This is a genomic window from Streptomyces sp. NPDC020965 (assembly GCF_044333555.1).
Taxonomy (GTDB): Bacteria; Actinomycetota; Actinomycetes; order Streptomycetales; family Streptomycetaceae; genus Streptomyces.
The window spans coordinates 354,530-378,628 of the sequence record NZ_JBIRRE010000007.1 but is presented as its reverse complement, the minus strand read 5'-3'; the positions used below and the strand labels follow the sequence as shown (position 1 = coordinate 378,628).

The 24,099-nt window shown below is 70.2% G+C and carries 19 protein-coding genes; 13 read left to right on the top strand and 6 right to left on the bottom strand.

Annotation, left to right across the window (positions count from 1 at the left end; all coding sequences use genetic code 11):
- Positions 1–140: 140 nt before the first annotated feature.
- Entirely contained in the window at positions 141–3,155 is a 3,015-nt protein-coding gene (locus ACH4S7_RS22910; protein ID WP_398523090.1) for an FtsX-like permease family protein, read from the top strand.
- Positions 3,152–4,108: an ABC transporter ATP-binding protein gene (locus ACH4S7_RS22905; RefSeq protein WP_398523089.1), complete on the top strand. Its 957-nt coding sequence runs from the start codon at positions 3,152–3,154 to the stop codon at positions 4,106–4,108. Before ACH4S7_RS22910 ends, ACH4S7_RS22905 begins: the two co-directional genes overlap by 4 nt.
- 77 nt (positions 4,109–4,185) lie before the next feature.
- Here the strand turns inward: ACH4S7_RS22905 and ACH4S7_RS22900 are convergent, their stop codons facing one another.
- Positions 4,186–4,854 carry a potassium channel family protein gene (locus ACH4S7_RS22900; RefSeq protein ID WP_398523088.1) on the bottom strand — a complete coding sequence of 223 codons (669 nt, stop codon included), beginning with the start codon at positions 4,852–4,854 and terminating at the stop codon, positions 4,186–4,188.
- Positions 4,854–5,522 carry an NAD-binding protein gene (locus ACH4S7_RS22895; RefSeq protein WP_398523087.1) on the bottom strand — a complete coding sequence of 223 codons (669 nt, stop codon included), beginning with the start codon at positions 5,520–5,522 and terminating at the stop codon, positions 4,854–4,856. Before ACH4S7_RS22895 ends, ACH4S7_RS22900 begins: the two co-directional genes overlap by 1 nt.
- A 214-nt stretch (positions 5,523–5,736) precedes the next feature.
- Here ACH4S7_RS22895 and ACH4S7_RS22890 point away from each other — a divergent pair, with 214 nt between their 5' ends.
- From ACH4S7_RS22890 to ACH4S7_RS22875, 4 genes are all read left to right on the top strand, one after another.
- Positions 5,737–7,785, top strand: a complete 2,049-nt coding sequence (locus tag ACH4S7_RS22890) for an APC family permease (protein ID WP_398523086.1) — start codon at positions 5,737–5,739, stop codon at positions 7,783–7,785.
- Positions 7,786–7,907: 122 nt separating this feature from the next.
- The gene (locus ACH4S7_RS22885; protein WP_398523085.1) at positions 7,908–9,245 is read left to right on the top strand and encodes a class I SAM-dependent RNA methyltransferase; all 1,338 of its coding nucleotides are present in this window, start codon (positions 7,908–7,910) and stop codon (positions 9,243–9,245) included.
- Between the two features lie 444 nt (positions 9,246–9,689).
- Entirely contained in the window at positions 9,690–11,267 is a 1,578-nt protein-coding gene (locus ACH4S7_RS22880; protein WP_398523084.1) for a cellulose binding domain-containing protein, read from the top strand.
- A 261-nt stretch (positions 11,268–11,528) separates the two neighbouring features.
- Entirely contained in the window at positions 11,529–11,879 is a 351-nt protein-coding gene (locus ACH4S7_RS22875; protein ID WP_398523083.1) for a hypothetical protein, read from the top strand.
- Here the strand turns inward: ACH4S7_RS22875 and ACH4S7_RS22870 are convergent.
- Positions 11,872–13,143 (bottom strand): BTAD domain-containing putative transcriptional regulator, encoded by a 1,272-nt coding sequence (locus tag ACH4S7_RS22870; protein ID WP_398523082.1) that lies wholly within the window; start codon positions 13,141–13,143, stop codon positions 11,872–11,874. The genes ACH4S7_RS22875 and ACH4S7_RS22870 overlap by 8 nt on opposite strands.
- 1,224 nt (positions 13,144–14,367) lie before the next feature.
- Between ACH4S7_RS22870 and ACH4S7_RS22865 the strand changes: the two genes are divergently transcribed.
- From ACH4S7_RS22865 to panD, 3 genes are all read left to right on the top strand, one after another.
- The gene (locus ACH4S7_RS22865; RefSeq protein WP_398523081.1) at positions 14,368–16,035 is read left to right on the top strand and encodes an alpha/beta hydrolase; all 1,668 of its coding nucleotides are present in this window, start codon (positions 14,368–14,370) and stop codon (positions 16,033–16,035) included.
- A 100-nt stretch (positions 16,036–16,135) separates the two neighbouring features.
- A complete protein-coding gene (locus ACH4S7_RS22860; RefSeq protein ID WP_398523080.1) occupies positions 16,136–16,519 on the top strand; it encodes a hypothetical protein in 384 nt (127 codons plus the stop codon).
- 103 nt (positions 16,520–16,622) lie between these two features.
- On the top strand, positions 16,623–16,994 hold the full coding sequence (panD, locus tag ACH4S7_RS22855) for an aspartate 1-decarboxylase (protein WP_398523079.1): 372 nt from the start codon (positions 16,623–16,625) through the stop codon (positions 16,992–16,994).
- Between the two features lie 16 nt (positions 16,995–17,010).
- On the opposite strand, the gene ACH4S7_RS22850 is transcribed toward panD, so the two are convergent.
- Complete coding sequence (locus tag ACH4S7_RS22850; RefSeq protein WP_398523078.1) at positions 17,011–17,940, bottom strand: pyridoxal-phosphate dependent enzyme; 930 nt, start codon at positions 17,938–17,940, stop codon at positions 17,011–17,013.
- Positions 17,941–18,355: 415 nt separating this feature from the next.
- On the opposite strand from ACH4S7_RS22850, the gene ACH4S7_RS22845 reads away from it, so the two are divergent.
- From ACH4S7_RS22845 to ACH4S7_RS22830, 4 genes are read left to right on the top strand one after another with little or no spacing between them, the layout of a single operon-like run.
- Entirely contained in the window at positions 18,356–19,231 is an 876-nt protein-coding gene (locus ACH4S7_RS22845; RefSeq protein ID WP_398523077.1) for an ABC transporter ATP-binding protein, read from the top strand.
- Positions 19,228–20,070, top strand: coding sequence for an ABC transporter permease (locus ACH4S7_RS22840; protein ID WP_398523076.1), 843 nt, complete (start codon positions 19,228–19,230; stop codon positions 20,068–20,070). Before ACH4S7_RS22845 ends, ACH4S7_RS22840 begins: the two co-directional genes overlap by 4 nt.
- Positions 20,028–21,272, top strand: coding sequence for a sensor histidine kinase (locus ACH4S7_RS22835; protein WP_398523075.1), 1,245 nt, complete (start codon positions 20,028–20,030; stop codon positions 21,270–21,272). Before ACH4S7_RS22840 ends, ACH4S7_RS22835 begins: the two co-directional genes overlap by 43 nt.
- Positions 21,269–21,910: a response regulator gene (locus ACH4S7_RS22830; protein WP_398523074.1), complete on the top strand. Its 642-nt coding sequence runs from the start codon at positions 21,269–21,271 to the stop codon at positions 21,908–21,910. The genes ACH4S7_RS22835 and ACH4S7_RS22830 overlap by 4 nt, the downstream gene beginning before the upstream one ends.
- Before the next feature lie 55 nt (positions 21,911–21,965).
- On the opposite strand, the gene ACH4S7_RS22825 is transcribed toward ACH4S7_RS22830, so the two are convergent.
- Complete coding sequence (locus tag ACH4S7_RS22825) at positions 21,966–22,760, bottom strand: alpha/beta fold hydrolase (RefSeq protein ID WP_398523073.1); 795 nt, start codon at positions 22,758–22,760, stop codon at positions 21,966–21,968.
- Between the two features lie 4 nt (positions 22,761–22,764).
- Positions 22,765–24,051 (bottom strand): MFS transporter, encoded by a 1,287-nt coding sequence (locus tag ACH4S7_RS22820; RefSeq protein ID WP_398523072.1) that lies wholly within the window; start codon positions 24,049–24,051, stop codon positions 22,765–22,767.
- Positions 24,052–24,099: the final 48 nt, after the last annotated feature.

Here is a 24,099-nt window from a genome sequence, read left to right as displayed (position 1 = left end):
ACCACGTGGACGCCGCGAGCCAGCCGGGCGGCCCGAGCGGTCAGGCCGGTTCAGGTGTCCGTTCAGGTGCCCAGGCCGTGCCCGGTGACAGTCGGAGCGGTCAGGTCGGGCCCGGGGGAGATCCCCGTGGCCGTCACCACGTGGACGCCGCGAGCCAGCCGGACGGCCCCCACCAGCCACCCCGTACCGACCGTACGGACGCCCCGGCCCACGCCGGCACCCCCGACGCTCTCGCCCCTCCCCACGCCGACGCCGCCAATGCCCGTCCCGCCGACCCGGCGCCCCGCGCCCCCGCCCGTCCTGCCGGGCGTCCCGCCGACCTGGACCGTCCCGCCGACCCGGCGCCCCGCGCCCCCGCCCGTCCTGCCGGGCGTCCCGCCGACCTGGACCGTCCCGCCGACCCGGCGCCCCGCACTCGTGCCCGTTCCGCCGGGCGTCCCGCCCGCCCGGTGCGGGCCGTCGCCCCCTGGGTCCGTACCCGGCTGCGCACCTCGCCGGGCCCCGCGCTCGCCCTGACGGCCCTGGTCCTGATCACCTCCTTCCTCGCAGCCGCCTTCCCGCGCGCGGTCGACACCTATGAAGCGGACGGCCTGCGCCATGAGCTGGCGGCGGCCGTCCCCGAGCGCAGCGCCCTCCGGTTCACCGTCGGGCCTCAGCCGGATGACGATCCCGAGGCCCGCGCCGACGCCCTGCGCCCCGAGACGTTGACCGAGCGGTACCGGCAGATCCAGAAGGGCCTGCCGGCGCCGCTCCGCGCCGACACCACGGAGTCGTCGTACGGGGTACGAATCACCAAGCCGGTACGGGCGGGCGACCGCTGGCTGCCCGAACTCGACGGCGGCCGCCCGGTCTTCACCCTCAGCGCCCCCGCCGCACTCGCCGAGAACTCCCGGCTCCGCGCCGGCCGGCTGCCCCGCCCAGCGCCCGATGGCGCGGACACGGTCGAGGCCGCCGTCACCACGGACACCGCCAAGACCCTGCGCGCCAAGGTCGGTTCGACGGTCCATCTGCCGCGGGCCGGTGACGCGACACCGCTGGCCATACGGATCACCGCCATCGTCGAGCCGCTCCGGCCCGAGCGGAGCAACTGGTCCTTCGAACCGGTCCTGCGGACACCCGCCCTGCGCTACACCCCGCCGCCGGTCACGTCGTACTGGCACGCGGGCCTGCTGCTGGCGCCCGGCACGGCGCCGGCCCTGCTCTCGGTGAGCTATGACACCGAGGCGTACTGGCGGGTCGCCGTCGACCCCGCCGCGCTGGACGCCAACGAACTGCCGCGCGCCGTCAAGGCCGTCGCCGCGCTCGAAAGCGGTCCGGCCCAGGTCGACCTCCGCACCGCCGTATCGCCGGGCCTGGAGACCGCCACTGACCTGGACGAGATCCTCCTCGGCTTCGACGGCATCCGGTCCTCGATCAGGCCGGTGGTCTCGGTCGCCGCGTTCGGCATCGGCACCGTCGCCGCCGTCGTCCTGCTGATGGCCGGGGGCCTCGCCGCCGCGCGACGGCACACCGAACTCTCCCTCGTCCGCGCCCGGGGCGGCTCGGTGCGCGGTATCGCCGGCCGGCTGCTGGCGGAGGTCGCCGTCCCGGTGCTCCCGGCCGCCGCGCTCGGCTACTGGCTCGCGCTCGTCCTGGTGCCCGGCGGACGGCCGCTGCCCGCGCTGCTGGCGGCCGGCGCGGTCGCGCTGATCGCCAGTGCCGCGCTGCCCCTGCGGGCCGTCTTCCTGACCCGTGGGTCACGCCCCCCGGCCGGGCGGGACGATCTCGTGCGGGCCCGGCCATCGCGCGGCCGCACGGTGGCCGAACTGACCCTGCTCGTCCTGACGGTGGCCGCCGTCCTCGCCCTGCGCCGCGGCGGCACCTCCGACGGCCAGGTGAACGAACTGGTCAGCGCCGCCCCCGTGCTGGTCGGCATGGTCGCCGCACTCCTTCTCGTACGGGTGTATCCGGTGCCCCTGCGGCTCGCGACGCTCCCCATGGCCCGGCGGCGCGGCGCGATCGGCTTCCTCTCCCTCGCCCGCGCCGGCCGCACCCCGGCCGCCGCCGCGCTGGTGCTCCTGGCGCTGCTGGTCGCCCTGACGACGGCCGCGTTCGGCGGTTCGGTGCTCGCCGGGGTCACCGAGGCGCGCGACCGGGCCTCGCTCGTCGTGGTGGGCGCGGACGCCCGGCTGGACGCCACCGAAGGGCTCCCGCCCGGCGCGGCCGACCGGGTCCGGAAGGTGTCCGGGGTCCGGGAGGTCGTCTCCGTGTACCGCGAGTTCGACGTGGAGATGCGGGACGGCGATCAGGACATCGTCACCCTGATCGCCGTCGAACCGGACGCCTACGCACGGCTGGCCCGCGCCACCGGCCTCGGCGGGTTCGACGCCGACGAGCTGCGGAAGCCGGCCGGGGGCTCCGACGCCCTGCCCGCCATCGCCTCACCGGCGGTCGCCGCGCGGTTGGGCGACGGACCGGTGTCGATCGGCTCCGTCGGCGGGCTCCTCACCGTCGAGCTGTCGGCGGTACGGGAGATCACCCCCGCCGCGTCCGACGGCGACTTCCTCATCGTGGACGCCTCCGGGCTGGCGGGCGAGCGGCCCGCCACCACCCTGCTGGTCTCCGGGCCCACCGCGTCCGGGTCCGGACTCGAAGCGGCGGTCCCCGCCGCGACCGTCACCCTGCGCGCCGCCGAACGCGCGGCGTTCACCGAGTCACCCGTGCAGACCGGCGCCGAACGGATCTACCTGGTGGCGGTGGCCGCCGGCGCCGGATACGCGGTCCTCGCCGTACTGCTCTCCCTGCTGCGGGCCGCGCCCGAACGGGCCGCGCTGCTCGCCCGGCTCCGCACGATGGGTCTGACCCGGCGCCAGGGCCGTCGACTGCTGATCCTGGAGAGCCTGCCGCAGACGCTGCTGGCGGGCGCCGGCGGCGCCCTGGTGGGCTGGGGGACGATCCATCTGCTCGCCCCCGGGGTCGACCTCGCCCGGCTCGCGCTGGCCGCACAGGGCCGGGTCGCCTCCCTCGGTCCCGTACGGCTGCAGCCCGACGCGTGGAGCCTGCTGCTGCCCGCGCTGGCCGTGGTGGTGATCGCGGCCGGAGTGGCCGCGGCGCAGGCATGGCTGAGCACCCGACGCACGACCACGACCGAACTCAGGGTAGGAGACCCGCGATGACCGAGTCCGCCACTCTCCAGGAGCTGGAGCGCCGGGCCGCGGCCCGGCGACAGAGCCCCGAGTACGGGCACGACGCGCTGATCACCTGCGACCGGCTGGTCCGGATCTTCACCGCTGACGGCGTCGAGGTGCAGGCACTCCAGGGGCTTGACCTGCTGGTCCGCAAGGGCGAGCTGATGGCCCTGGTCGGTGCGTCCGGCAGCGGCAAGTCGACGCTGATGAACATCCTCGCCGGCCTGGACGAACCGACCGCGGGCGCGGCGAAGGTGGCCGAGTGCGATCTGCTCGCGATGGGGGCCAAGGAACGGCTCCGGTACCGGCGTGAGGTGGTGGGCTTCGTCTGGCAGCAGACGGCGCGCAATCTGCTGCCGTATCTGACGGCCGCTCAGAATGTGGCGCTGCCGATCCAGTTGAGCGGGCGCCGGGTGAAGCGGGGCGCGAAGGCCGAGCGGGCCGATGCGCTGCTCACCCTCCTCGGCGTCGCCGACTGCCGGGACCGTCGGCCGCACCAGATGTCGGGCGGCCAGCAGCAGCGGGTGGCGATAGCGGTGGCGCTGGCGAACGAGCCGTCGGTGCTGCTGGCCGACGAGCCCACGGGTGAGCTGGACTCGCACACCGCCGAGGAGATCTTCGCGGCGTTCCGTACGGCCAACGAGGAACTGGGCACGACGATCGTGATCGTCACCCACGACCAGTCGGTCGCCTCCGAGGTCCGCCGCACGGTGGCGATCCGCGACGGCCGCACCTCCACCGAGATCCTGCGCCACACCGAGGTGGACACGGCGACCGGTCAGGAGTCGGTGGTGGCGCGGGAGTACGCGATGCTGGATCGGGCCGGCCGGCTCCAGTTGCCGACGGAGTACACCGAGACGCTGGGGATGCGGGACCGGGTGCTGCTGGAGCTGGAGCCCGACCATATCCAGATTTATCCGGACTCTCCGAAGGAGTCCTGACCGCCGGGGGCCGGCGAGAGGCAGGTGCGGGCCGGGGCGGCCCGGTGCGGGGCCCCCGGCCGGGGGCCCCGCGTCCGCTACGCCTCCCGCTGCACCTGGAGCAGATCCTCCAACTGCTCCTCGCGCGCCTGTGCCGCCACGAACAGCAGCTCGTCGCCCGCCTCCAGGGTCTCCTCCGGGCTCGGCGTCAGCACCCGGGAACCCCGGATGATCGTCACCAGCGAGGTGTCCTCGGGCCAAGCCACATCGCCGACCTGGACGCCCGCCATCGCCGACTCCGGCGGCAGCGTCAGCTCGACCAGATTCGCGTCGCCGTGACTGAAGCGCAGCAGCCGGACGAGATCGCCGACGCTCACCGCCTCCTCCACCAGCGCCGACATCAGCCGGGGGGTGGAGACCGCGACATCGACACCCCAGGACTCGTTGAAGAGCCACTCGTTCTTGGGGTTGTTGACCCGGGCGACCACCCTCGGCACCGCGTACTCGGTCTTCGCCAGCAGCGAGACGACCAGATTGACCTTGTCGTCACCGGTCGCCGCGATCACCACATGACAGCGCTGGAGGGCGGCCTCGTCGAGCGAGGTGATCTCACAGGCGTCGGCGAGCAGCCACTCCGCCTGCGGCACCCGCTCCACCGAGATGGCGGTGGGCGCCTTGTCCACGAGGAGGACCTCGTGTCCGTTCTCCAGCAGTTCTCCGGCGATGGAGCGACCCACCGCGCCGGCGCCCGCGATTGCGACGCGCATCAGTGACCGTCCTCCTCGGGGCCTTCGGTGAAGACCGCCTCGACCTTCTCGATCTCGTCCGTACGCATCATCACGTGCACCAGGTCGCCCTCCTGGAGCACGGTCCCCGAGCTGGGCAGCACCGCCTCGCCGAGCCGGGTCAGGAACGCGACCCGTACACCCGTCTCGTCCTGGAGCCTGCTGACCTTGTGTCCGATCCAGGCGGGCGAGGTGTGCACCTCGGCGAGCTGCACCGCGCCGCTCGGATCGCGCCACAGCGGCTCCGCCCCGGAGGGCAGCAGCCGGCGCAGCATCTGGTCGGCCGTCCAGCGGACGGTGGCGACGGTGGGAATGCCCAGGCGCTGATAGACCTCGGCGCGGCGCGGGTCGTAGATACGGGCCGCGACGTTCTCGATGTTGAACATCTCGCGCGCCACCCGCGCGGCGATGATGTTGGAATTGTCCCCGCTGCTGACGGCGGCGAAGGCGCCGGCGTCCTCGATCCCCGCTTCGCGCAGGGTGTCCTGGTCGAAGCCCACGCCGGTGACGCGGCGGCCACCGAATCCGGAGCCCAGACGGCGGAAGGCCGTGGGGTCCTGGTCGATGACGGCGACCGTGTGCCCCTGCTGCTCCAGGGTCTGCGCGAGAGCGGCTCCCACTCGCCCGCATCCCATGATGACGATGTGCACGACCGTCCTTCCGGTACCTCTGGACTTGGCTGATTCTTGGCGTTCTTTACCCAAAAATAAAGAAGCTCTGGCTTAAAGGGTCTCAGACCGCGGCCCCAAGCTACACACATGGCATATGCCTAGGGACACCTGGTCCGAGGGGAGTGCGAGATTCCGCCGGACGGCCGGGGGTGGTGGGTGGGCGGTGCCCGGGAGAACGCTTACGATCCTCACCGTGTCCAAACTGACCGACCTGCCCAAACGGATCCTCATCGGCAGGGCGCTGCGCAGTGACAGGCTGGGAGAAACGCTCCTTCCCAAGCGCGTCGCGCTTCCTGTCTTCGCATCCGACCCCCTGTCGTCCGTGGCGTACGCGCCCGGCGAAGTCCTGTTGGTGCTCTCCGTCGCGGGTGTGTCGGCCTACCACTTCAGCCCGTGGATCGCGCTCGCCGTCGTGGTGCTGATGTTCACGGTGGTCGCCTCCTACCGGCAGAACGTGCACGCCTACCCGAGCGGCGGCGGCGACTACGAGGTCGCCAACACCAATCTCGGCCCCAAGGCCGGTCTCACCGTCGCCAGCGCGCTGCTCGTCGACTACGTCCTGACCGTGGCCGTCTCGATCTCGGCCGGAGTGGAGAACCTCGGCTCCGCCATCCCCTTCGTCGTGGAGAACAAGGTTCTCTGCGCGGTCGGCGTCATCGTGCTGCTGACCATGATGAATCTCCGTGGGGTCAAGGAGTCCGGCAAGCTCTTCGCGATCCCGACGTATGTCTTTGTCTCCGCCGTATTCATCATGATCGCCTGGGGCGCTTACAAAGGATTTGTCCTCGACGACACCATGAAGGCGCCGACCGCGGATTTCGAGATCAAGGCCGAGGAGCAGGGCCTGGCCGGAATCGCACTGGTCTTTCTGCTGCTGCGGGCGTTCTCCTCCGGCTGCGCGGCGCTCACCGGCGTCGAGGCGATCAGCAATGGCGTGCCCGCCTTCCGCAAGCCGAAATCCCGGAACGCGGCCACCACCCTGGCCCTGATGGGCGGCCTGGCGGCCACCATGTTCTGCGGCATCATCGGCCTGGCGTTGGCCACCGATGTGAAGATGGCCGAGAACCCCGCGCACGACCTGCTCAGCGGCGGTCTGCCGGTGGGCGGCGACTACGTCCAGGACCCGGTGATCTCCCAGGTCGCGGCGGCCGTCTTCGGCGAGGAGACCTTCTTCTTCGTCCTGCTGGCCGCGGCCACCGCGCTCGTCCTCTTCCTGGCCGCGAACACCGCGTACAACGGATTCCCGCTGCTCGGCTCGATACTGGCGCAGGACCGCTATCTGCCCCGCCAGCTCCACACCCGGGGCGACCGGCTCACCTTCTCCAACGGCATCGTGCTGCTCGCCGGCGCCGCGGCGGCCCTCGTCGTCGCCTACGGCGCCGACTCCACCAAACTGATCCAGCTCTACATCGTCGGGGTCTTCGTCTCCTTCACTCTCAGCCAGACCGGCATGGTCCGGCACTGGAACCGCCATCTGCGCACCGAACGGAACCCCGCCAAGCGCCGCCGGATGATCCGCTCCCGGGCGATCAACACCTTCGGCGCCTGCTTCACCGGCCTGGTGCTGGTGGTGGTGCTCGCGACGAAGTTCACCCACGGCGCGTGGGTGGCGCTGCTGGGCATGGCCTTCTTCTACGGCGTCATGTCCGCGATCCGCCGCCACTACGACCGGGTCGCGGAGGAACTGGCCGCGTCCGACGAACCGAGCGACGACAGCGTGCGACCCTCCCGGGTGCACGCCATCGTGCTGGTCTCCAAGGTCCACAAGCCGACGCTGCGGGCGCTGGCGTACGCGAAGCTGATGCGGGTCGACAAGCTGGAGGCGCTCTCCATCGGCGTGGACGCGGGCGAGACCAGGGCACTGCGCGCGGAGTGGGAGCGGCGCGGCATCAATGTGCCGCTGAAGATCCTGGACTCCCCGTACCGGGAGATCACCCGGCCGGTGATCGAGTACGTACGGGGGCTGCGCCGGGAGAGCCCGCGCGACGTCGTCAGCGTGGTGATCCCCGAGTACGTGGTGGGGCACTGGTACGAGCACCTGCTGCACAACCAGAGCGCGCTGCGGCTCAAGGGGCGGCTGCTGTTCACGCCCGGGGTGATGGTGACCTCGGTGCCCTACCAGCTCGTGTCGTCGGAGGCGGCGCGCAAGCGGGCCCGCAGACGCCAGAACTGGAGCGCGCCGGGTTCGGTGCGGCGCGGACTGGTGAACGAGCGGCCGAAGGAGCCGAGCACCCGCGACTGAGGCGGCTCGCCCCCGTGACTGAGGCGGATTCCGCTCCCCACCCGACGTAGACTGGTGGGCTGCCCCCCAGGCACGCACCCCCTGCACCCCCCGCACCACCGAAACTCTGGAGTCACCCCGCCATGCCCGCCAAGGAGAACGTTTCGGATTCGTCGCTGGTCGGGGAGGAGTACGAGGTCGAGATCGGCCCCGTCGCCCACGGAGGCCACTGTGTCGCCCGTACCGACGACGGCCGGGTGCTGTTCGTCCGGCACACCCTGCCCGGCGAGAAGGTCGTCGCCCGCGTCACCGAGGGTGACGAGGATGCGCGCTTCCTGCGCGCCGACGCCGTCCGGATCATCGAAGCGTCCAAGGACCGGATCGAGGCGCCCTGCCCGTTCTCCGGCCCCGGCAAGTGCGGCGGCTGCGACTGGCAGCACGCCAAGCCGGGCGCGCAGCGACGCTTCAAGGGCGAGGTGATCACCGAGCAGCTCCAGCGGCTCGCCGGTCTCACCCCCGAGGAGGCGGGCTGGGACGGCACCGTCATGCCGGCCCCGGGCGACAAGCTCCCCACCGGCGAGGTGCCCGCCTGGCGCACCCGGGTGCAGTACGCGATCGACGAGGAGGGCCGGGCGGGCCTGCGCAGGCACCGCTCGCACGACGTCGAGCCGGTCGACCACTGCCTGATCGCGGCACCGGGCGTCAGCGAGCTGGGCATCGAGAAGCGGACCTGGCCCCAGATGGCCGCCGTGGAGGCCATCGCCGCGACGGGCTCCCACGACCGCCAGGTCATCCTCACCCCCGCCCCCGGCGGCCGGCTGCCCCTGGTCGAGCTGGACAAGCCGGTCTCGGTCCTCCGGGTCGACGAGCGCGACGGCGGGGTGCACCGGGTGCACGGCCGCGGTTTCGTACGGGAGCGGGCGGACGGCCGCACCTACCGCGTCGGCTCCGGCGGCTTCTGGCAGGTCCACCCGCAGGCGGCGGACGTCCTGGTGAAGGCCGTGATGCAGGGCCTGATGCCCCGCAAGGGCGAGATGGCGCTCGACCTCTACTGCGGCGTCGGCCTGTTCGCCGGCGCCATCGCCGAGCGGCTCGGTGACCGGGGCGCGGTCCTCGCGATCGAGTCCTCCAAGCGCGCGGCGGACGACGCCCGCCACAACCTCCAGGACCTGGAGCGCGTCCGCGTGGAGCACGGCAAGGTCGACCAGATCCTGCCCCGCACGGGCATCACCGAGGCCGACCTGATCGTCCTGGACCCCCCGCGCGCGGGCGCCGGCAAGCAGACCGTCCGCCGCCTCGCCACCCTCGGCGCGCGCCGCATCGCCTACGTGGCCTGCGACCCGGCGGCACTGGCGCGCGACCTGGCGTACTTCCGCGAGGCGGGCTACCGCTCGCGGACGCTGCGGGCGTTCGACCTGTTCCCGATGACGCACCACGTGGAGTGCGTGGCGATCCTGGAGCCGGTGAAGAAGGACGACTGAGCTGGGGGCGTGCTGACCCTCGCGGAGCGGGCTGCAGCGCCGGCACGCGTGCGGGCCGGTGACGACCGGGTACGGGGTTCGGCACCCGAGCCCGCCTTCCAGGGCGGCAGCGTGACGTGATGGTGCTGAACCCGTGGATCCGCTGTTAACCGCGGACGGGGCGAACACGACGGTCCTCATCGGCGCCGGGCCCGAATGCGACCAGGATCCGGCGGCCCGTGCTGGCGGGACCGCTCCTGACACCGATGGGGTACGGCAGAGATGAGCGGGCCCCCATGCGGCGGGTCCGGGCCCGGTCCGTGATCCCCCGCCCGGGAAGCGCCACCCGGCAGGTCTTGACGCCGTGCCGTGCGGCGGGTAGTCAATGCGGGCGGCTTTGGTATAGACCAAGTCGTCCGCATCGACCTGCACGGCTCGCGCTCGTTCCCCGCCCGGGAGGCAGCAATGCGAAGACCAAAAGCGTCGTTGATCGCCATCGTCATGGGGTTCCTGGCCCTGTTACTCGCCCCGGCCGCCGCCGCGAGTACGCCGCTCGCTCTGGTGACAGCGGAATTCCGGCAGACCTCCTCCTGGGGGACCGGCTACCAGGGCACGTACACCATCAGGAATCAGAGCCGTACCCGACTGGACGGCTGGACCGTCGCGTTCGAGCTGCCGGCCGGTACCGCGGTCAGTACGTACTGGGACGCCCGGCTCACCCGCGAGGGGGGTCGTCATGTCTTCGGGCACGTCGGCCACAACGGCACACTGGCGCCGGGGGCCGCCACCACCTTCGGGTGGGTGGCCAGCGGCAGTGGGCTCCCCGCGCGCTGTGTCATCAACAGCGGTGGTCCCTGCGAGTCCGGGGGCGACACCACGGCGCCTTCGGTTCCGGTCGGTATCGGCTTCGCCGCGGTCGGTGATACGGCGCTCACGGTTCGGTGGACGGCGTCGTCGGACGACCGGGACGCGGTACTGACCTATGAGATCTCCATCGACGGAGCCGCGCCGGTCGCCGTCGTCGGGGCCACCTCCCACCGGGTCACCGGACTCATGCCGGCGACCGGGTACGCCTTCCGTGTCCGGGCGAGGGACCTGGCCGGCAATGTCTCCGCGTACAGCCCGGCGGTCATCGGCAGAACGGGTGATCCGGGCTCACCTCCCCGGACCATGCCCACCGCTCCCTACGTCGACATGGGTGCCTGGCCGACACCGAGTCTGCCCGCGTTGGCCGCGGCGAGTGGCCTCAGGAACTTCAGCCTCGGCTTCATCACCGCCACCACCTGCAAGGCGATGTGGTTCAACCACTTCGACCCGCGCACCGGATGGGCCGAGCGGGACATCGAGGCGCTCCGGGCGGTGGGCGGGGAGGTGAAGGTCTCCTTCGGTGGCGCGGGCGGCAGGGAACTGGCCCAGACCTGCGATTCGGTGGATGCGCTGTTCACCGAGTACGACGCGGTGGTCACGCGGTACCGGCTCAGGTACGTCGACTTCGACATCGAGGGGTCGGCCACCACCGACCCGGTCTCCATCGCCCGCCGCTCGGCCGCGCTCGCCCGGCTGCAAGAGGCGCACCCGGGTCTCCGGATCTCGCTCACGCTACCGGTCACCCCCTGGGGGCTGACCGCGACGGGACTCTCCGTGGTGGCCTCCGCGCGGGACGCGGGCGTCGATGTGGAGGTGGTCAATGTGATGGCGATGGACTACTTCATGAACATCGACTACGGCGACGCCGCGCTCCGGGCCGCGGAGGCCACCTTCACCCAGGTGAAGTCGCTCCATCCGGGCAGGAGCGACGCCCGGCTCTGGGGCATGATCGGTGTCACCCCCATGCTCGGCGAGAATGACGACCACCAGATCTACGACCAGTCCGACGCCCGGCAGTTGGTCGCCTTCGCGCGGAGCAAGGGGCTCGGCATGATCTCGTACTGGGACGTCACCCGCGACCGTAACGCCTGCGTCGGCGGGCACCTCTCGCTCTGCACCAACATTCCGCAGGCGCCCTACGAGTTCTCCCGTATCGTCGGCGCCTACACCGGCTGACCGCGGCCGCCTTCCGCGTCCGGTGTGGGAGTGGACGTGGCGTGGGTGATGGGGGGCGCGAGTTGAGGCGAAGCCCGGCTTTGCGCCCCCGATGGTCCAGCCAACTCCGTTACTCAGTAGGGCCCTTCGAGTTACCATGTGCTCATGAACTCAACTCAGGGGCGCCTACGGGTTTTGTCGTCGTTATTCATGCTACTCAGCGTTGGCCTCGGCGTATTTGGAATCACGGCGGTCGTGCCGGATTCCGGGCTAGAGGACGACATGATCTTCTGGATCCCGGCCGCCGTGGGCGCGGCCGGTCTGCTCGGGGTGAATTACGCGGTCGACCCGCTGCTCACGCCGAAACGGAATGTGACGCCGCGTCGCGTCTCCCGGATGCTCAACTCCATGATGATTACGCGTCTGCTGGCAGCCGGGGCCACCGCCGCCTCGGGTCTGGTGGTGGGTGTGGCCGCGCAGTCCGACCCCTCGGTGCTGGTCGGTTCCGGTGCCGCGGTGGTCATGATCGCGCACTGGTGGCCCGGTAAGACCTTCACGAACACGGTCAGGGCGAAGCTCGCCCCGGCCGGTGCCGCGCAACTGGTCGGTCCGGCGATGCGGCCGGTCAGGTAGGGGACTGTTGGCCATCCGATGGGCCTTCCGGGCGGACGGTGATCCAGCCCCGGTTGTAGGCTTCGGCGCCGGCTTGGAATCGGGTGGCCACACCGAGGTATTCGAGCAGTTCGGAGACTCTTCTGCTGAAGGTTCGGGGCGACAGCCCGAGTCTTCGGCTCGCCGTGAGGTCCGTGGCGCCGTTCAGCAACTGCTCCAGGACCGGCTCCAGATGGGCGGGAGGCCGGTCCCGGTCGCCACCGCGACCGGTGGAGTTCAGCAGTCGTACGTCCGCCGTCGCGGGGCCGCGTTGCCGATGCTCCCGGCCCTGCGTCGGAATGACCGGGATGGGCTGCGCCAGGTCGTGCTGATGGCCTCTGCCGCCCGCGACCATGGCCCACTTGTTGCCGTCGGTGAGCACGGCCGTGCCCGATGCCGACACCTGTCGCACAACCGTTCTCTTGGCAGGCGGCGGACCACCAGCCAGAATGACACGGTGGGCCTCCGTCAGGTCCGGGCTCAGATCGAGGCCGAGCTCCTGCACCAGGAGGCGATGGCCCTCCAGATAGGCTTCGGATGCCTCCGTGCGCCGGCCCATGCGGCCCAGCGCGCGTATGAGGTGCAGCCGGAATCTCTCGCGGAGCGGATGTCTGCGGACCAGGTACTGCAACTCGGAGATGACTTCGTTGTGTCTGCCAAGGATCAGATCGGCCTCGATCCTCTCCTCAGTGACCGTGATGTAGTGGTCCTGAAGCTTGATCGCCTCCGCCCGTATGCCCGGTGCCGACATCTCCGGGGCGGAGATGTCGGCGAACGCCGGACCCCGCCAGAGCGACAGGGCGTCCCGGTACCGCTGCGCCGACCGTTCGAAGTCGCCCTCTGCGGCCGTCTTCCGCGCCTCCTTCACGAAGGTGTTGAAGAGGACCAGGTCGATCGAGGTCGGCTCGACGAACAGCAGATAGCCGCCCGCCTGGTTGATCAGCTGCGGACGCTGCTGGACGCTCTCCGTGGCGAACGCGTAGTCGAGCAGCTCGCGTAACTTCCACACCTTGGTCTGTATCTGCCGAAGCGCGGTGCGCGGCGGGTTCTCCCACAGCGCCGCCGCCAGCGCCTCCGCCCCCACCCGGTTGTTCGCGCGCATGGCGAGGGTGGCGAGCAGTCCGCGCTGGAGCGGATCGCCCGGCGGGTAGCTGCGGTCTCCGGCGATCAGTTCTGTATTTCCGAGCAGGCGTAATTTGACAGATATGTCATCGGACGTAATTACGGACTCATTAAATTGTTTCAAAATTCCCCCATTGCAAGTCACAAATCCCCTTGAGCCCGCGTTCCCTCGGGCTTCGGGTGAGAGGTGACCTGCTCCCCGCAGGTGACCTCTGAGTGATGTGCCATCCCCCGATGGACACGTGGTCTTGCGTGGTAATCCCCGCGTCGCATCGCTGTAACGTGGCGTTGACGAACGGGCTTTACGGTCGCTGACATCGCTACCGATGAAAAGACGTCGGGCGGTGTGTCAGGGTTGCTGCGGCCGGGCTGCATGATCGACCGTCGCGGGCACGTCCGCAGAGAATTGCGGCATCATCGGAACGCGCTGCGGGGCGTCATGCGATCTCCCGTTTCGTGGAAACCTTCCTATGTGACCGGCTCCGTAGTGCGGCCGGCCCAATAGTCGTGTTCATCTGCGATCGGGCCCTTCCAGTCTCACACGCTGGGCGGTCGTGGTGCTGTGAAAGGTCGGTCAACCGGGTCGTGATCCGGAGTTCATGCCGGTCGGTGCCGCTATCACTGTGCAATGGGACACCGTGGACATCTACCACCATGGCGTGGCCTTGACCAGGGTTGCGGCGCGGTGGACAGTCGGCGCGCCACCGGGCCCGCGGGGGCGGCGGGCCGACGGGCGCGATCAGAAACCGCTTGCCGTCGCCGGCATGGAATGCCGTCGTGCCGGTCGGGCGACAGGCCGAGCCGGACCGCCCCGCGGTGTCGCATCGGAACGCTCGGTCCGGCCCGCGGACCGGGCGTTGGGACCGGCCCCGCGAAGAGCGGGGCGCCAGTGCTGTCAAGTCGCTCTCTGGAGACCCCATTTGACCCTTTTCCGGCTCCGGGTGGGTCCCTATTTTGTGCCAGATTCGTGCCGTCGTGCAGGGTTGGCGACTTCACGCCAGACCTCTTGCGCACGGCCTGAAGCGGGTGGTTCTGTCGTGCCGATCTTCAGGAAGCTCCTGTCCCCGTCCGCGTTCCGGTGCCGTGGGCGCACCGGGACCGAGTGTTCGTACCGGTTGCCGAATGCCGCGTTCCGACGAGTGCCCGGGGCGTGACCTGCCCTGTTCTTCGCGACGGGATGCTCACCTGCGTCGATCGGGTGCCGGGCTAACCCGGGCGGTCCGGTCGGCCTGATGCCGCTCCGGGCGGTGCGGTGGCGGTGTCCGAGCACCCGGTCCCCCGGCCGCCACGCTCGCCATCGACTCGAAGCCGACCCGACCAATTCAGCCCCATGGAGGAGTGGCAAGCCATGCTCAGAACTCGCGCCGTAGTACCGGCCGTGCTGCTCGCGCTGACGCTGGGCACGATGCCCGCCGTCGCCGAACCGGCCGTCGGTACGACGGACCCCGGTGCGCTCCGGGTCGACGCGGCCTTCCAGGACCAACGCCTGGACTGGCAGCCTTGTTTCCCCGCGGCGGAACCAGGACTACCGCCGGGGGCCGAGCGGCTGGAGTGTTCAGTCATGAAGGCCCCGCTGGACTGGAAGCGGCAGCGCCGGGGCACGGTCGACATCGCTATCAGCCGGCTCCGGCCGGTGACCGGCGAACCCCAGAACCTCCTGCTGACCAACCCCGGCGGGCCCGGTGAGGAGGGTGTCGTCGTCCCGCTGCTCTTCCTCGATCCCGCGCACGCCCAGGTCGCCGACGTCTCGGAGATCGTCGGTGTCGATGTGCGGGGGACCGGCCGGAGCACCAACGTCACCTGCGCTGGTGAGGTGATCGGTCGCGAGCGCGATGTGCGCGACCGGAGCCGGGCCAATGTGAACGCCATGCTCGACGACGCGGAGGGCATGGCCCGCGCCTGCCAGAGCGCATCGGCCCCGGTCGGCGACTACGTCAACACCTGGCAGACGGTGCGGGACTTCGACCTGCTGCGTGCGCTTCTCGGGCATGAGCGGACCAACTGGTTCGGCTACTCGGCGGGCACCTGGCTGGGGGCGCACTACACGCGGGCGTTCCCCTCGCGGGTGGGCCGGTTCGTCTTCGACTCCAGCGTCCGGTTCACCGGTGATTGGCAGCGGATCTACGCCCTGCAACCGATGGGGTTCGAGCGCCGGTTCCGCCAGGACTTCCTGCCGTGGGCGGCGCGGTACGACGGCGTGTACGGGCTCGGCGCGACCGCGCCCGCCGTACGGGCCGGATACGAGCGGGTCCGCGCCCGGCTCGCCCGGGAACCGCTGGACATCGGCGGCGGCACGATCGTGACCGCGACCGGTCTCGACTCGATGATCGCGGGCAGCCTCTACAGCAAATGGACCTTCCCGCGCCTCGGGGAGCTGCTGGCCGGGCTGACCGCGGCGACCGGCCCCGCACCGGCGCGGACCGCCGTCGGAAGCGGTCTTGCCGCGCGGGTCGCCGCGGTGCGCGACGCCGCCCGGTCGCCCGGCGGGCGCCTAGGCGCGCCGGACGCCATCGACGCCACGTTCTACACCGTGGGCTGCAACGACACCCGCTGGCGCGGCGATCGCCGTACGCTCGCCGCCTCATCGGCCGCGCAGGGCCGGCTGTTCCCGCTGATCGGCTGGCGCAGCATCGCCGAGCCCTGTGTCTTCTGGGATCGTCCCGCCGTCGCGCTGCCGAGGCCGACGGGCCGGGGTGTCCCGCCGGTGCTGATGGTGCACTCCGTGCACGACCCCGCGACTCCGCTGGAGGGCGCGGTGTCGGCCGGTGCCGTGTTCGCGGGCTCGCGCCTGCTCAAGGTGGCCGGGGAGGGCGATCACATGCTCTACGGCAACGGCAACGGCTGTGTCGACCGTGCGGTGGACGCCTACCTCGCCCGGGGCGAGCTGCCCCGGCCCGGCGCCGGCTGCGCCGGGGTGCCGCTGCCGGATCCGACCGCGCCGGCCGGAGCCGTGACGGAGCACAGCGCGCCGCGGCTGGCGGAGCTGGCGGAGCTGGCGGGCAGGCTACCGGATTGATCGCGACGAGGTGTGTCTCTGTCCATCGTTCGTCTGAATGTGGCGTCAATTTCCCAGAAACCATTGCGGGCAGTGGATGGTGGCGAGGTATGGTGAACCGGTGAGCGAATCGACCCGTAAATACGACGGAACTTCGGCCAACCGCTTAGGAATTGATGCCGCGGATATCGCGGGTTCAATCGATGCCCGAAGGGCGCTCGGCGCCGATGCGGAATCGGCGGTCATCGCCAGCTTCTTGGCGCGTACCCAGGCTGCGATCGACGCGCGGGTCGATCAGCGGGTCGCCGAGCTCTCCCCCGCGAGCAATGAGGGGTCGGCGGACAGCGGTGGGTTCTGGCTCGCTGTCATCTCGATCGGTATCGGGGTTCCCGCCACCGGTGTGGCTACCTCGTTCTCCGACAACGGAAGTGTGTTGGTGGCTTCGGTGGCCTGGGCCGGTATCGCTCTGGTCAATCTGGCCTTCAATTTCCGCAGCAATCGTTGATCCGAAAATTTTCTGTGGCGCATCATCGCCATGGGTATGTGTGACCGTGTCACGGTTCTCATAAGCTTCCCCCATTCACTGTTCAGTTGGGGAGGCGACACCCGTGTTCAGAACGATGCTGAAGTCGAAGATTCACCGTGCGACGGTGACGGCCGCGGACTTGAACTACATCGGATCGTTGACGCTCGATCCGGACCTGATGGACGCGGCGGATCTCCTGCCGGGCGAATTGGTCCATATAGTCGACATCAACAACGGGTCCCGTCTTGAGACCTATGTCATCGAAGGCACGCGAGGCAGCGGCGAAGTTCAGATCAACGGCGCCGCCGCCCGCCTCGTGCACACGGGTGACCTGGTGATCGTGATCGGCTACGGACTGGTGACCGACGCGGAGGCCAAGAACACCACGCCGCGGGTGGTGTTCGTCGACGAGCGCAACGCGGTGACCGCCGTCGGGGGCGACCCCGGGGCCTGAGCCCCGCGTCGCCCGGTCAGGGAGCCGCGACCCGGAACCGCAGACCGTCCGCCCGGAGCCGGCTGATGGCACCGTGCACCGCCTCGGCGATGTGCACGGTGTCCAGCCATCCGTCGTCGTAGAGGGTCCCGAGGTACTTGCTCCCGTCGTCCGGGCAGAGGCAGAGCGCCCTCCGGGGGAACAGGCCCTGGTCGAGGTCGTCGAGATAGCCCCGGAGCACACTGCCGCTGGACCCGCCGAGCGCGATGCCGGTGTCCTCGAAGAACGCCCTGCAGGCCGCCACGCCGGCCGCGGGGCTGATCCGGGCCGCGACGTCGTAGGCGCCGTCGGTGAGGAACGACGAGGCCCTGCTGGCGCCGAGCCCGGCGATCAGCCGCTGACCGCCCACCCCGCCGGTGACCAGTGACCCGGTGGAGTCCACCGCCACGATCCTGATGTTCGGCGCGACGGAGCGCAGATGCGCCGAGATGCCCGCCAGGGTCCCTCCGGTGGACACGGCGACGTACACCGCGTCCAGCTCGGCGCCGCCCTGCCGGGCGATCTCGGGACCGGTCGTCTGCTCGTGGATCAGCGGGTTGGCGGCATTGTGGTACTGGTTTGTCCACCGGTAGTCGGGATTCGCGAGGCAGAGCTCACGGACCGCCTTGAGCCGGCTGAGCAAATAGCCTCCCTGTCCGTCGGGTTCATCGACAAAGTAAAGTTCCACACCGCTCGCCGTAAGCGAATCCCGGGTTGGCCTGGGTGTTCTCTCATCGATGACCGCGATGAAATTGCAGTCGAGTAGACGGACCAGTCTGGCCAGCGCAAGTCCGAGATTTCCCGATGTGGACTCGACAATGACGGTGCCTGGGGTCAGTGGTTTGAGACGGTCGATGTCGACCAGGAGGCCGGTCGCCGTCCGGTCTTTGATCGAGCCGGTCGGATTGAGACTCTCATGCTTGAGCATCAGCTCATGCGCGCGCCCGCGATATTCGACGACAAAGCTCGAAGTCGGAGTTGCGGAAATGTTGGCGCGCAGCTCATCTATTCGCTGCAACAAGTGAATTCTCCCGGATTGCGCACAATTAAGTCCTCAAGCTCAGGATCCACTTGCGAACCTGATTCGGGAAGGTGATGGCGACTTATGGCCACTCTCGAACGTAAGGGTGGCCGATCGCCCGAAAATGCGGAACGCCGGGGCGCGTAACAGGCCCGCGTATCCCGGTGAGATGCCCCCCGCCGGACGGTGGAATTCCGTGCTCAGTGGCGGGCCGGGAGGTGATTCCCGGCAACCGCGCGGTGGATTGTCCATCGACCGGTTGACGCCGGGATCCAACCTCAGGTCGCTACTGGTTCCGCCCGTCCGGCACGACTCTGGATACATGATCGATTCAGCGGTACACGTGAGGGGACTGGTCAAGCGATACGGCCGTACGGCCGTCGTTGACGGACTGGATCTCGATATCGCCCACGGTGAGGTGTTCGCGCTGCTCGGGCCGAACGGCGCGGGCAAGACGACGACGGTGGAGATCCTGGAGGGCTACCGCACACGTGACGAAGGGACCGTCTCCGTGCTCGGGGAGGACCCGGGCACCGCGGGCCGCGCCTGGCGCAGCCGGATCGGCATCGTCTCCCAGACCGCTGCGGACGCATCCGAGTTGACCGTGCGCGAGGTGGTGAGCCACTTCGCGACCACCTACCCCCGGCACCGCGATCCGGACGCCGTGATCGACCAAGTCGGGCTCGGCGAGCACGCCAAGAAGCGGGTCGGCAGGCTCTCCGGGGGGCAGCGCCGTCGGGTGGACGTGGCCCTCGGCATCATCGGCGACCCCGATCTGCTGTTCCTGGACGAGCCGACCACCGGCTTCGACCCGGAGGCCCGGGTGCGGTTCTGGCAGTTGATCCGTCGGCTGTCGGCGGAGGGCACCACCATCGTGCTCACCACGCACTACCTGGACGAGGTCGAGGCGCTCGCCAACCGGGTCGCGGTCATCGCCCACGGTCAGTTGAAGATCATCGGCGAGCCGGCGACGCTCGGCGACCGCGCCGATGCCGGGGCCGTGGTCAGTTGGCGCGAGAACGGCCGGCTGATGGAGGCGGAGACGCTCAACCCCGATCAGTTCGTCGCCGAACTGGTCCGCCGCAACTCCGGGATCGTGCCCGGCCTCTCCGTCCAGCGGCCGAGCCTCGAAGACGTCTATCTGCAGTTGATCAGCAGCAACTCCAGCACCGCGGCGCTCTGGAAGGAATCGGCATGACCACACAGACTCCCCGCCGGCGACAGGCGAGGCCCGAACCCCCGAGCTCGGTCAAGATCGGGCTGGGGCGGGGAGCGCTGGAGCTCAAGCAGTTCTTCCGGGAGCGGGACGCGGTCGTCTTCACCTTCGCCCTGCCGGTGGTGATGCTGGTGCTGCTCGCCAGCGTCTACAACGACACGGTGCCGGAGACCGGGGTGGCGGCCAGTCAGATCTTCGCGGCCAGCATGATCGCGGCGGGCATCATGTCCGCGGCGTTCGTCACCCTCGGCACCGGTATCGCCCATGACCGCGACGACGGCACCCTGAAGCGGCTGCGCGGCACGCCGACGACGATGGCGTCGTACATCATCGGCAAGGTGCTGCTGGTGCTCGCGGTGAGCCTCGCCGAGGTCGTCGTCCTCCTCGCCATCGGCAAGGCCCTCTTCGATCTGCGCCTGCCGACCGAGCTGGACCGGTGGCTGACATTCGGCTGGGTCTTCCTGCTGGGGGTGATCGCATGCGCTCTGATGGGTATCGCCATCAGTAGCGTCCCGAGGTCGGCGAAGAGCGCGTCAGCGGTCATCATGCTTCCGTTCATCGGGCTACAGTTCGTCTCCGGCGTGCTGTTGAATCCGATCAGTGAACTGTCGTCACCCATGGTGGAGATCGGCTCCGCCTTCCCGCTCAAGTGGATGGCGCAAGGGTTCCGATCGGTGTTCCTGCCCGATTCGATGACCTTCCAGGAGGTAGCAGGCTCATGGGAACCGGGACGGACGGCCCTGGTGCTGGCCGCGTGGTGCGTCGGCGGCCTGGTGTTGTGTCTGCTCACCTTCCGCTGGAAGAACAGCCGCCAAGGGTAGAGCAGTCGGGACATGAGTGGCTCCGCGGCTACTTCACCTGGGACCTCTTCTATGTGAGCGGGTTCGCCGGGGCCGTCGCCTTCGTGCTGACCCTGGAGGACACGACCGCGAAGAGCCAGTGGCTCGCCTCGGTCATGCTGGTCTGCTGCGTGGCGTGGTACGGGGTGTACGGCAGGGCGGTGATGCGCTCCGACGACGAGAGCTGGCGCGGCCTGGTCTACCTCGTGGTCCTGCTGGCCCTCTTCACGGCCGCCGACACGTTCGCCTCGGCCAGCTCCATCGCGCTGATCACGATCATTCCGCAGACGTACTGGACGTTACGCCCGCTCTACGCCACCGTGGCGGTGGTGGTGTTCGCCTCGGTGCCGGTGGCCGTGGAGACCTTCCGGACCGGCGCGGTGGTGCAGAGCTTCGCCGACCAGGGGCCCGCGGCCCTGGTGATCATCGTGTTCTCCACCATCTTCGGCTCCTGGGTGCAGCGGATCATCGAACAGAGCAGGGAGCGCGCCGAACTCATCGTGACGCTGGCCTCGACCCGGCGGGAGCTGGCCGAGGTGTCCCGGGAGGCCGGAGTGGCGGCCGAGCGCGAACGGCTCGCCGGTGAGATCCATGACGCCATCGCCCAGGGGCTGAGCAGCATCGTGATGCTGGTCCAGGCCACCGGATCGACCCTGGACCAGATGACCGGCCTGCCCGTCGGCCACGGCAAGTCGGTGGATCTGGCCCGGCACCAGTTGGACCTGGTCGCCCGTACCGCCCGGGAGAGCCTCGCCGAGGCGGGGGCCCTCGTCGAGGCGCTCCGGCCGACGGCGCTGGACGCCGCCTCCCTGCCGGAGGCGTTACGCCGGCTCACCGACCGGGCTGCCGAGGGCAGTGGGCTGGCGACGAGCTTCTCGGTACGCGGTGAGCCCGGCGCGCTGCCGGTGGCGGTCGAGGTGGTCATGTTGCGGGCCACCCAGGAGGCGCTGGCCAATGTGCGCAAACACGCGAGGGCGTCGTCCGTGGACGTCACCCTCAGCTACACCAAGGAGACCGTCGCCGTACGCGTGCGGGACGACGGGGACGGTATCGACACCAACTGCCGGCCACACGGGTATGGTCTGGTCGGAATGATCAGAAGGGTCGAACAGGTGGGCGGCAGCCGCGAGTTGCACAGTGCTCCCGGTGAAGGGACCACGATCCTGGTGGAGGTGCCTCGATGACGGAAGCAGGACCGATCACCGTGCTCATCGTCGACGACCACCCCGTGGTCCGAGCCGGGCTGCGCGGGATGCTGGCCAACGAGACCGACATGGTGGTGGTCGGGGAGGCGGGCAGCGCAGACGAGGCCGTGTCGATGGCGCACGCGCTCGACCCCCGGGTGGTGCTGATGGACCTGCGGATGCCGGGTGGCGGAGTGGAGGCGACCGCGCGGCTGGCCGAACAGAAGCCGGAGTGCCGGGTCCTCGTGCTCACCACCTACGGCTCGGACGATCAGATCCTCAGCGCCGTGGAGGCGGGGGCCACCGGCTATCTGCTCAAACACGCGGACCGCGCCGATCTGCTCCAGGCGATCCGCGGCGCGGCCACCGGGGAGACCGTGCTGGCTCCCGCGGTCGCCGCCCGGCTGACCCGGCGGGTCCGCAGTCCGAAGCGGGACAGTCTCTCGGCGCGTGAGGCCGAGGTGCTGCGGCTGGTCGCCCGGGGTCTGACCAACTCGGCCATCGGTTCCGCGCTGTTCATCAGTGAGTCGACCGTGAAGACCCATATGCTGCGGATCTTCGGGAAGCTCGGGGTGGACGACCGTACCGCCGCGGTGATGACCGCGGTCAATCGCGGCCTGATCACCGTCGAGGACTGACCGCGGCACCCGGCCAGCGCGGGTCGCTCCCGGACCGAGAGCCGAGCGAGCGGGCCTAAGCTTTCGCGAGGAAGTCCAGCAGCAGGGTGTTGACCTCGGTGGGTCGTTCCAGGAAGCCGAAGTGGCCGCAGTCCGCCACCTCTTCGTACCGGGCGCCGTCGATCGCGTCGGCGACCTCCCGGCCCAGCGCGGGGGGCATCACCGTGTCGAAGGGGAAGCCGACGACGAGCGTCGGGCAGTCGATGGCGGACAGTTCGTCCGCCCAGTCGTCCACCGTCAGGGTCGCCAGATACTGCCGGGCGATGCCGTCCCCCCGGATCGGACGCAAGGTCATCAGGTCGAGCCACTCCTTGGCGAACCTGTCGTCCAGCAGTGTGGCGGGGGAGAAGAGTTGGGTCATGGTGGCCGCGGCGGCGTAGTCGACCGGCACCTCGCCCGACCGGGCGGCGCCCGCGTTGGCCCCGGCGAGCGCGGCGGTGAAGGCAGGGGTACGGGACCGGGTGCCGAGCAGCGTGATCGAGCGGACGAGGTCCGGTCTGAGCACCGCCAGCCGCTGGGCCACGAGCGCCCCGAGCGAGGAGCCGACGAGGTGGCAGGGTTCGCCCGCCGCCTCCTGGACCAGCCGGGCGGCGTCCGCGACGAGATCGGCGAACCGCCACGGCCCGTCGGGAGCGAAGGCGTCGGTGGTGCCCCGGTGGTCGTAGGTGAGGGCGCGGTACCCGGCCGCCCGCAGCGCGGGGACCTGGTGCAGTGACCACACCGCCGACCGGGTCGCGGCCGGGGCGAGCAGCAGCACCGGCTCGCCGGAGCCGGTGCTCTGATGGGGTGGCACCAGGGTCTTCGGGGACATGGGCTCAGTCCTTCCCGCCAGCGCGGTAGTCGGGTGACCAGATGCCTTCGCGCAGCTTGGTGAAGCCGACGATCGTGAGCGCGCCGGCGAGCAGCGCGGCCAGGATCAGCGGGGTGCGCAGGCCGATCTCCCTGGTGGTCAGGGCTTCGGAGACGGTGACGACGACTCCGCCCAGCAGTGAGCCCAACGGCAGCGGCCCCCAGGCGAGCAGCCGGTAGATGCTGTTGACCCGGCCGAGCATCTCCTCGGGGACGATCCGCTGCCGGTAGCTCACCGTCAGGACGTTCCAGATGGTGGAGAGCATCCCGCCGACCGCGATGGCGAGGGCGACCAGGACGGCGTTGCTCGCGAGCCCGACGATCAGGCTGCTCAGGGCGTTGCCGGCCAGGCTGATCAGCAGGATCCGCCGGGCGCCGAGCCGGCGTTCCAGGGTGCTCGTCAGCCAGGCGCCGAGCATCGCGCCGATACCGCCGGCGAGGAAGAGCAGCCCGAACTGGGCCGCTTCGAGGCCGAGGATCGTCTGCGCGTAGAGCACCTGGGTGGAGAGGGCGATGGCGCCGCTGAGGTTGAGCAGGCCGAGGAAGAGGCCGAGCGTGCGCAGGACGGGATGGCCCCAGAAGTAGCGCAGCCCCTCGGCCATCTCCGTACGCAGGGTGCGGTTCGGCAGTTCCCGGGCGCGCGGGGCGAGCACGACGAGGAGCATCAGGGCGGCGGCACCGGCGAAGAGTCCGCCCTCGACGGCGAACGGCAGCGTCAGCGAGGCGCCGAGCAGCAGTCCGCCGAGCCAGGGGCCGATGAAGAGTCCGCCCACGGTGTCGGTCATCACGAGATAGCCGTTGGCCCGCTCCAGCAGGGACGAGGGCACCAGCCGCGGTACGACGACCTGGCTGGTGTTCTCGTTGAGCACGGTGGCCGAGCCGATCAGGAACGCGGCGGCGTAGATCAGCGCCAGTTCGGTCGAACCGGTGGCGACGGCCAGCGCGATACCCCCCGCGATCAGCGCGCGGAACAGATGCGTGAGGACGAGGGTCCACCGGTGGTCGGCCCGGTCGATGAAGACGCCGGCCGGCAGACTCGCCAGCAGCCACGGCAGTTCCAGCAGCACGGCCACGCCCGAGATGAGCAGGGCGTTCTCGGTGAGGGAGGTGGCGAGCCAGGGGAAGGCCACCGAGCTGATGCCGGAGGCCAGATTGGCGAGGAACATCCCGCCGCAGACGGCGGTGAAGCCGAGGCCGAAACGCGGCCGCGGTGCTCCCTCGCTCGCTTTCCGTGACGCTTCCGTCGCGCTCACATGGCCCGCTTCCCACTGTCCGATTCTCCCCGCATCGGCTCAGGAGAC

What these genes read in the sequence shown, in the direction of transcription:
- ACH4S7_RS22905 (WP_398523089.1), top strand. Translation starts at nt 3,152, where the DNA reads ATGACCGAGTCCGCCACTCTCCAGGAGCTGGAGCGCCGGGCCGCGGCC.
- ACH4S7_RS22900 (WP_398523088.1), bottom strand. Translation starts at nt 4,854, where the DNA reads ATGCGCGTCGCAATCGCGGGCGCCGGCGCGGTGGGTCGCTCCATCGCC.
- ACH4S7_RS22885 (WP_398523085.1), top strand. Translation starts at nt 7,908, where the DNA reads ATGCCCGCCAAGGAGAACGTTTCGGATTCGTCGCTGGTCGGGGAGGAG.
- ACH4S7_RS22880 (WP_398523084.1), top strand. Translation starts at nt 9,690, where the DNA reads ATGCGAAGACCAAAAGCGTCGTTGATCGCCATCGTCATGGGGTTCCTG.
- ACH4S7_RS22875 (WP_398523083.1), top strand. Translation starts at nt 11,529, where the DNA reads ATGATCTTCTGGATCCCGGCCGCCGTGGGCGCGGCCGGTCTGCTCGGG.
- ACH4S7_RS22865 (WP_398523081.1), top strand. Translation starts at nt 14,368, where the DNA reads ATGCTCAGAACTCGCGCCGTAGTACCGGCCGTGCTGCTCGCGCTGACG.
- ACH4S7_RS22850 (WP_398523078.1), bottom strand. Translation starts at nt 17,940, where the DNA reads ATGCTCAAGCATGAGAGTCTCAATCCGACCGGCTCGATCAAAGACCGG.
- ACH4S7_RS22845 (WP_398523077.1), top strand. Translation starts at nt 18,356, where the DNA reads ATGATCGATTCAGCGGTACACGTGAGGGGACTGGTCAAGCGATACGGC.
- ACH4S7_RS22840 (WP_398523076.1), top strand. Translation starts at nt 19,228, where the DNA reads ATGACCACACAGACTCCCCGCCGGCGACAGGCGAGGCCCGAACCCCCG.
- ACH4S7_RS22830 (WP_398523074.1), top strand. Translation starts at nt 21,269, where the DNA reads ATGACGGAAGCAGGACCGATCACCGTGCTCATCGTCGACGACCACCCC.
- ACH4S7_RS22825 (WP_398523073.1), bottom strand. Translation starts at nt 22,760, where the DNA reads ATGTCCCCGAAGACCCTGGTGCCACCCCATCAGAGCACCGGCTCCGGC.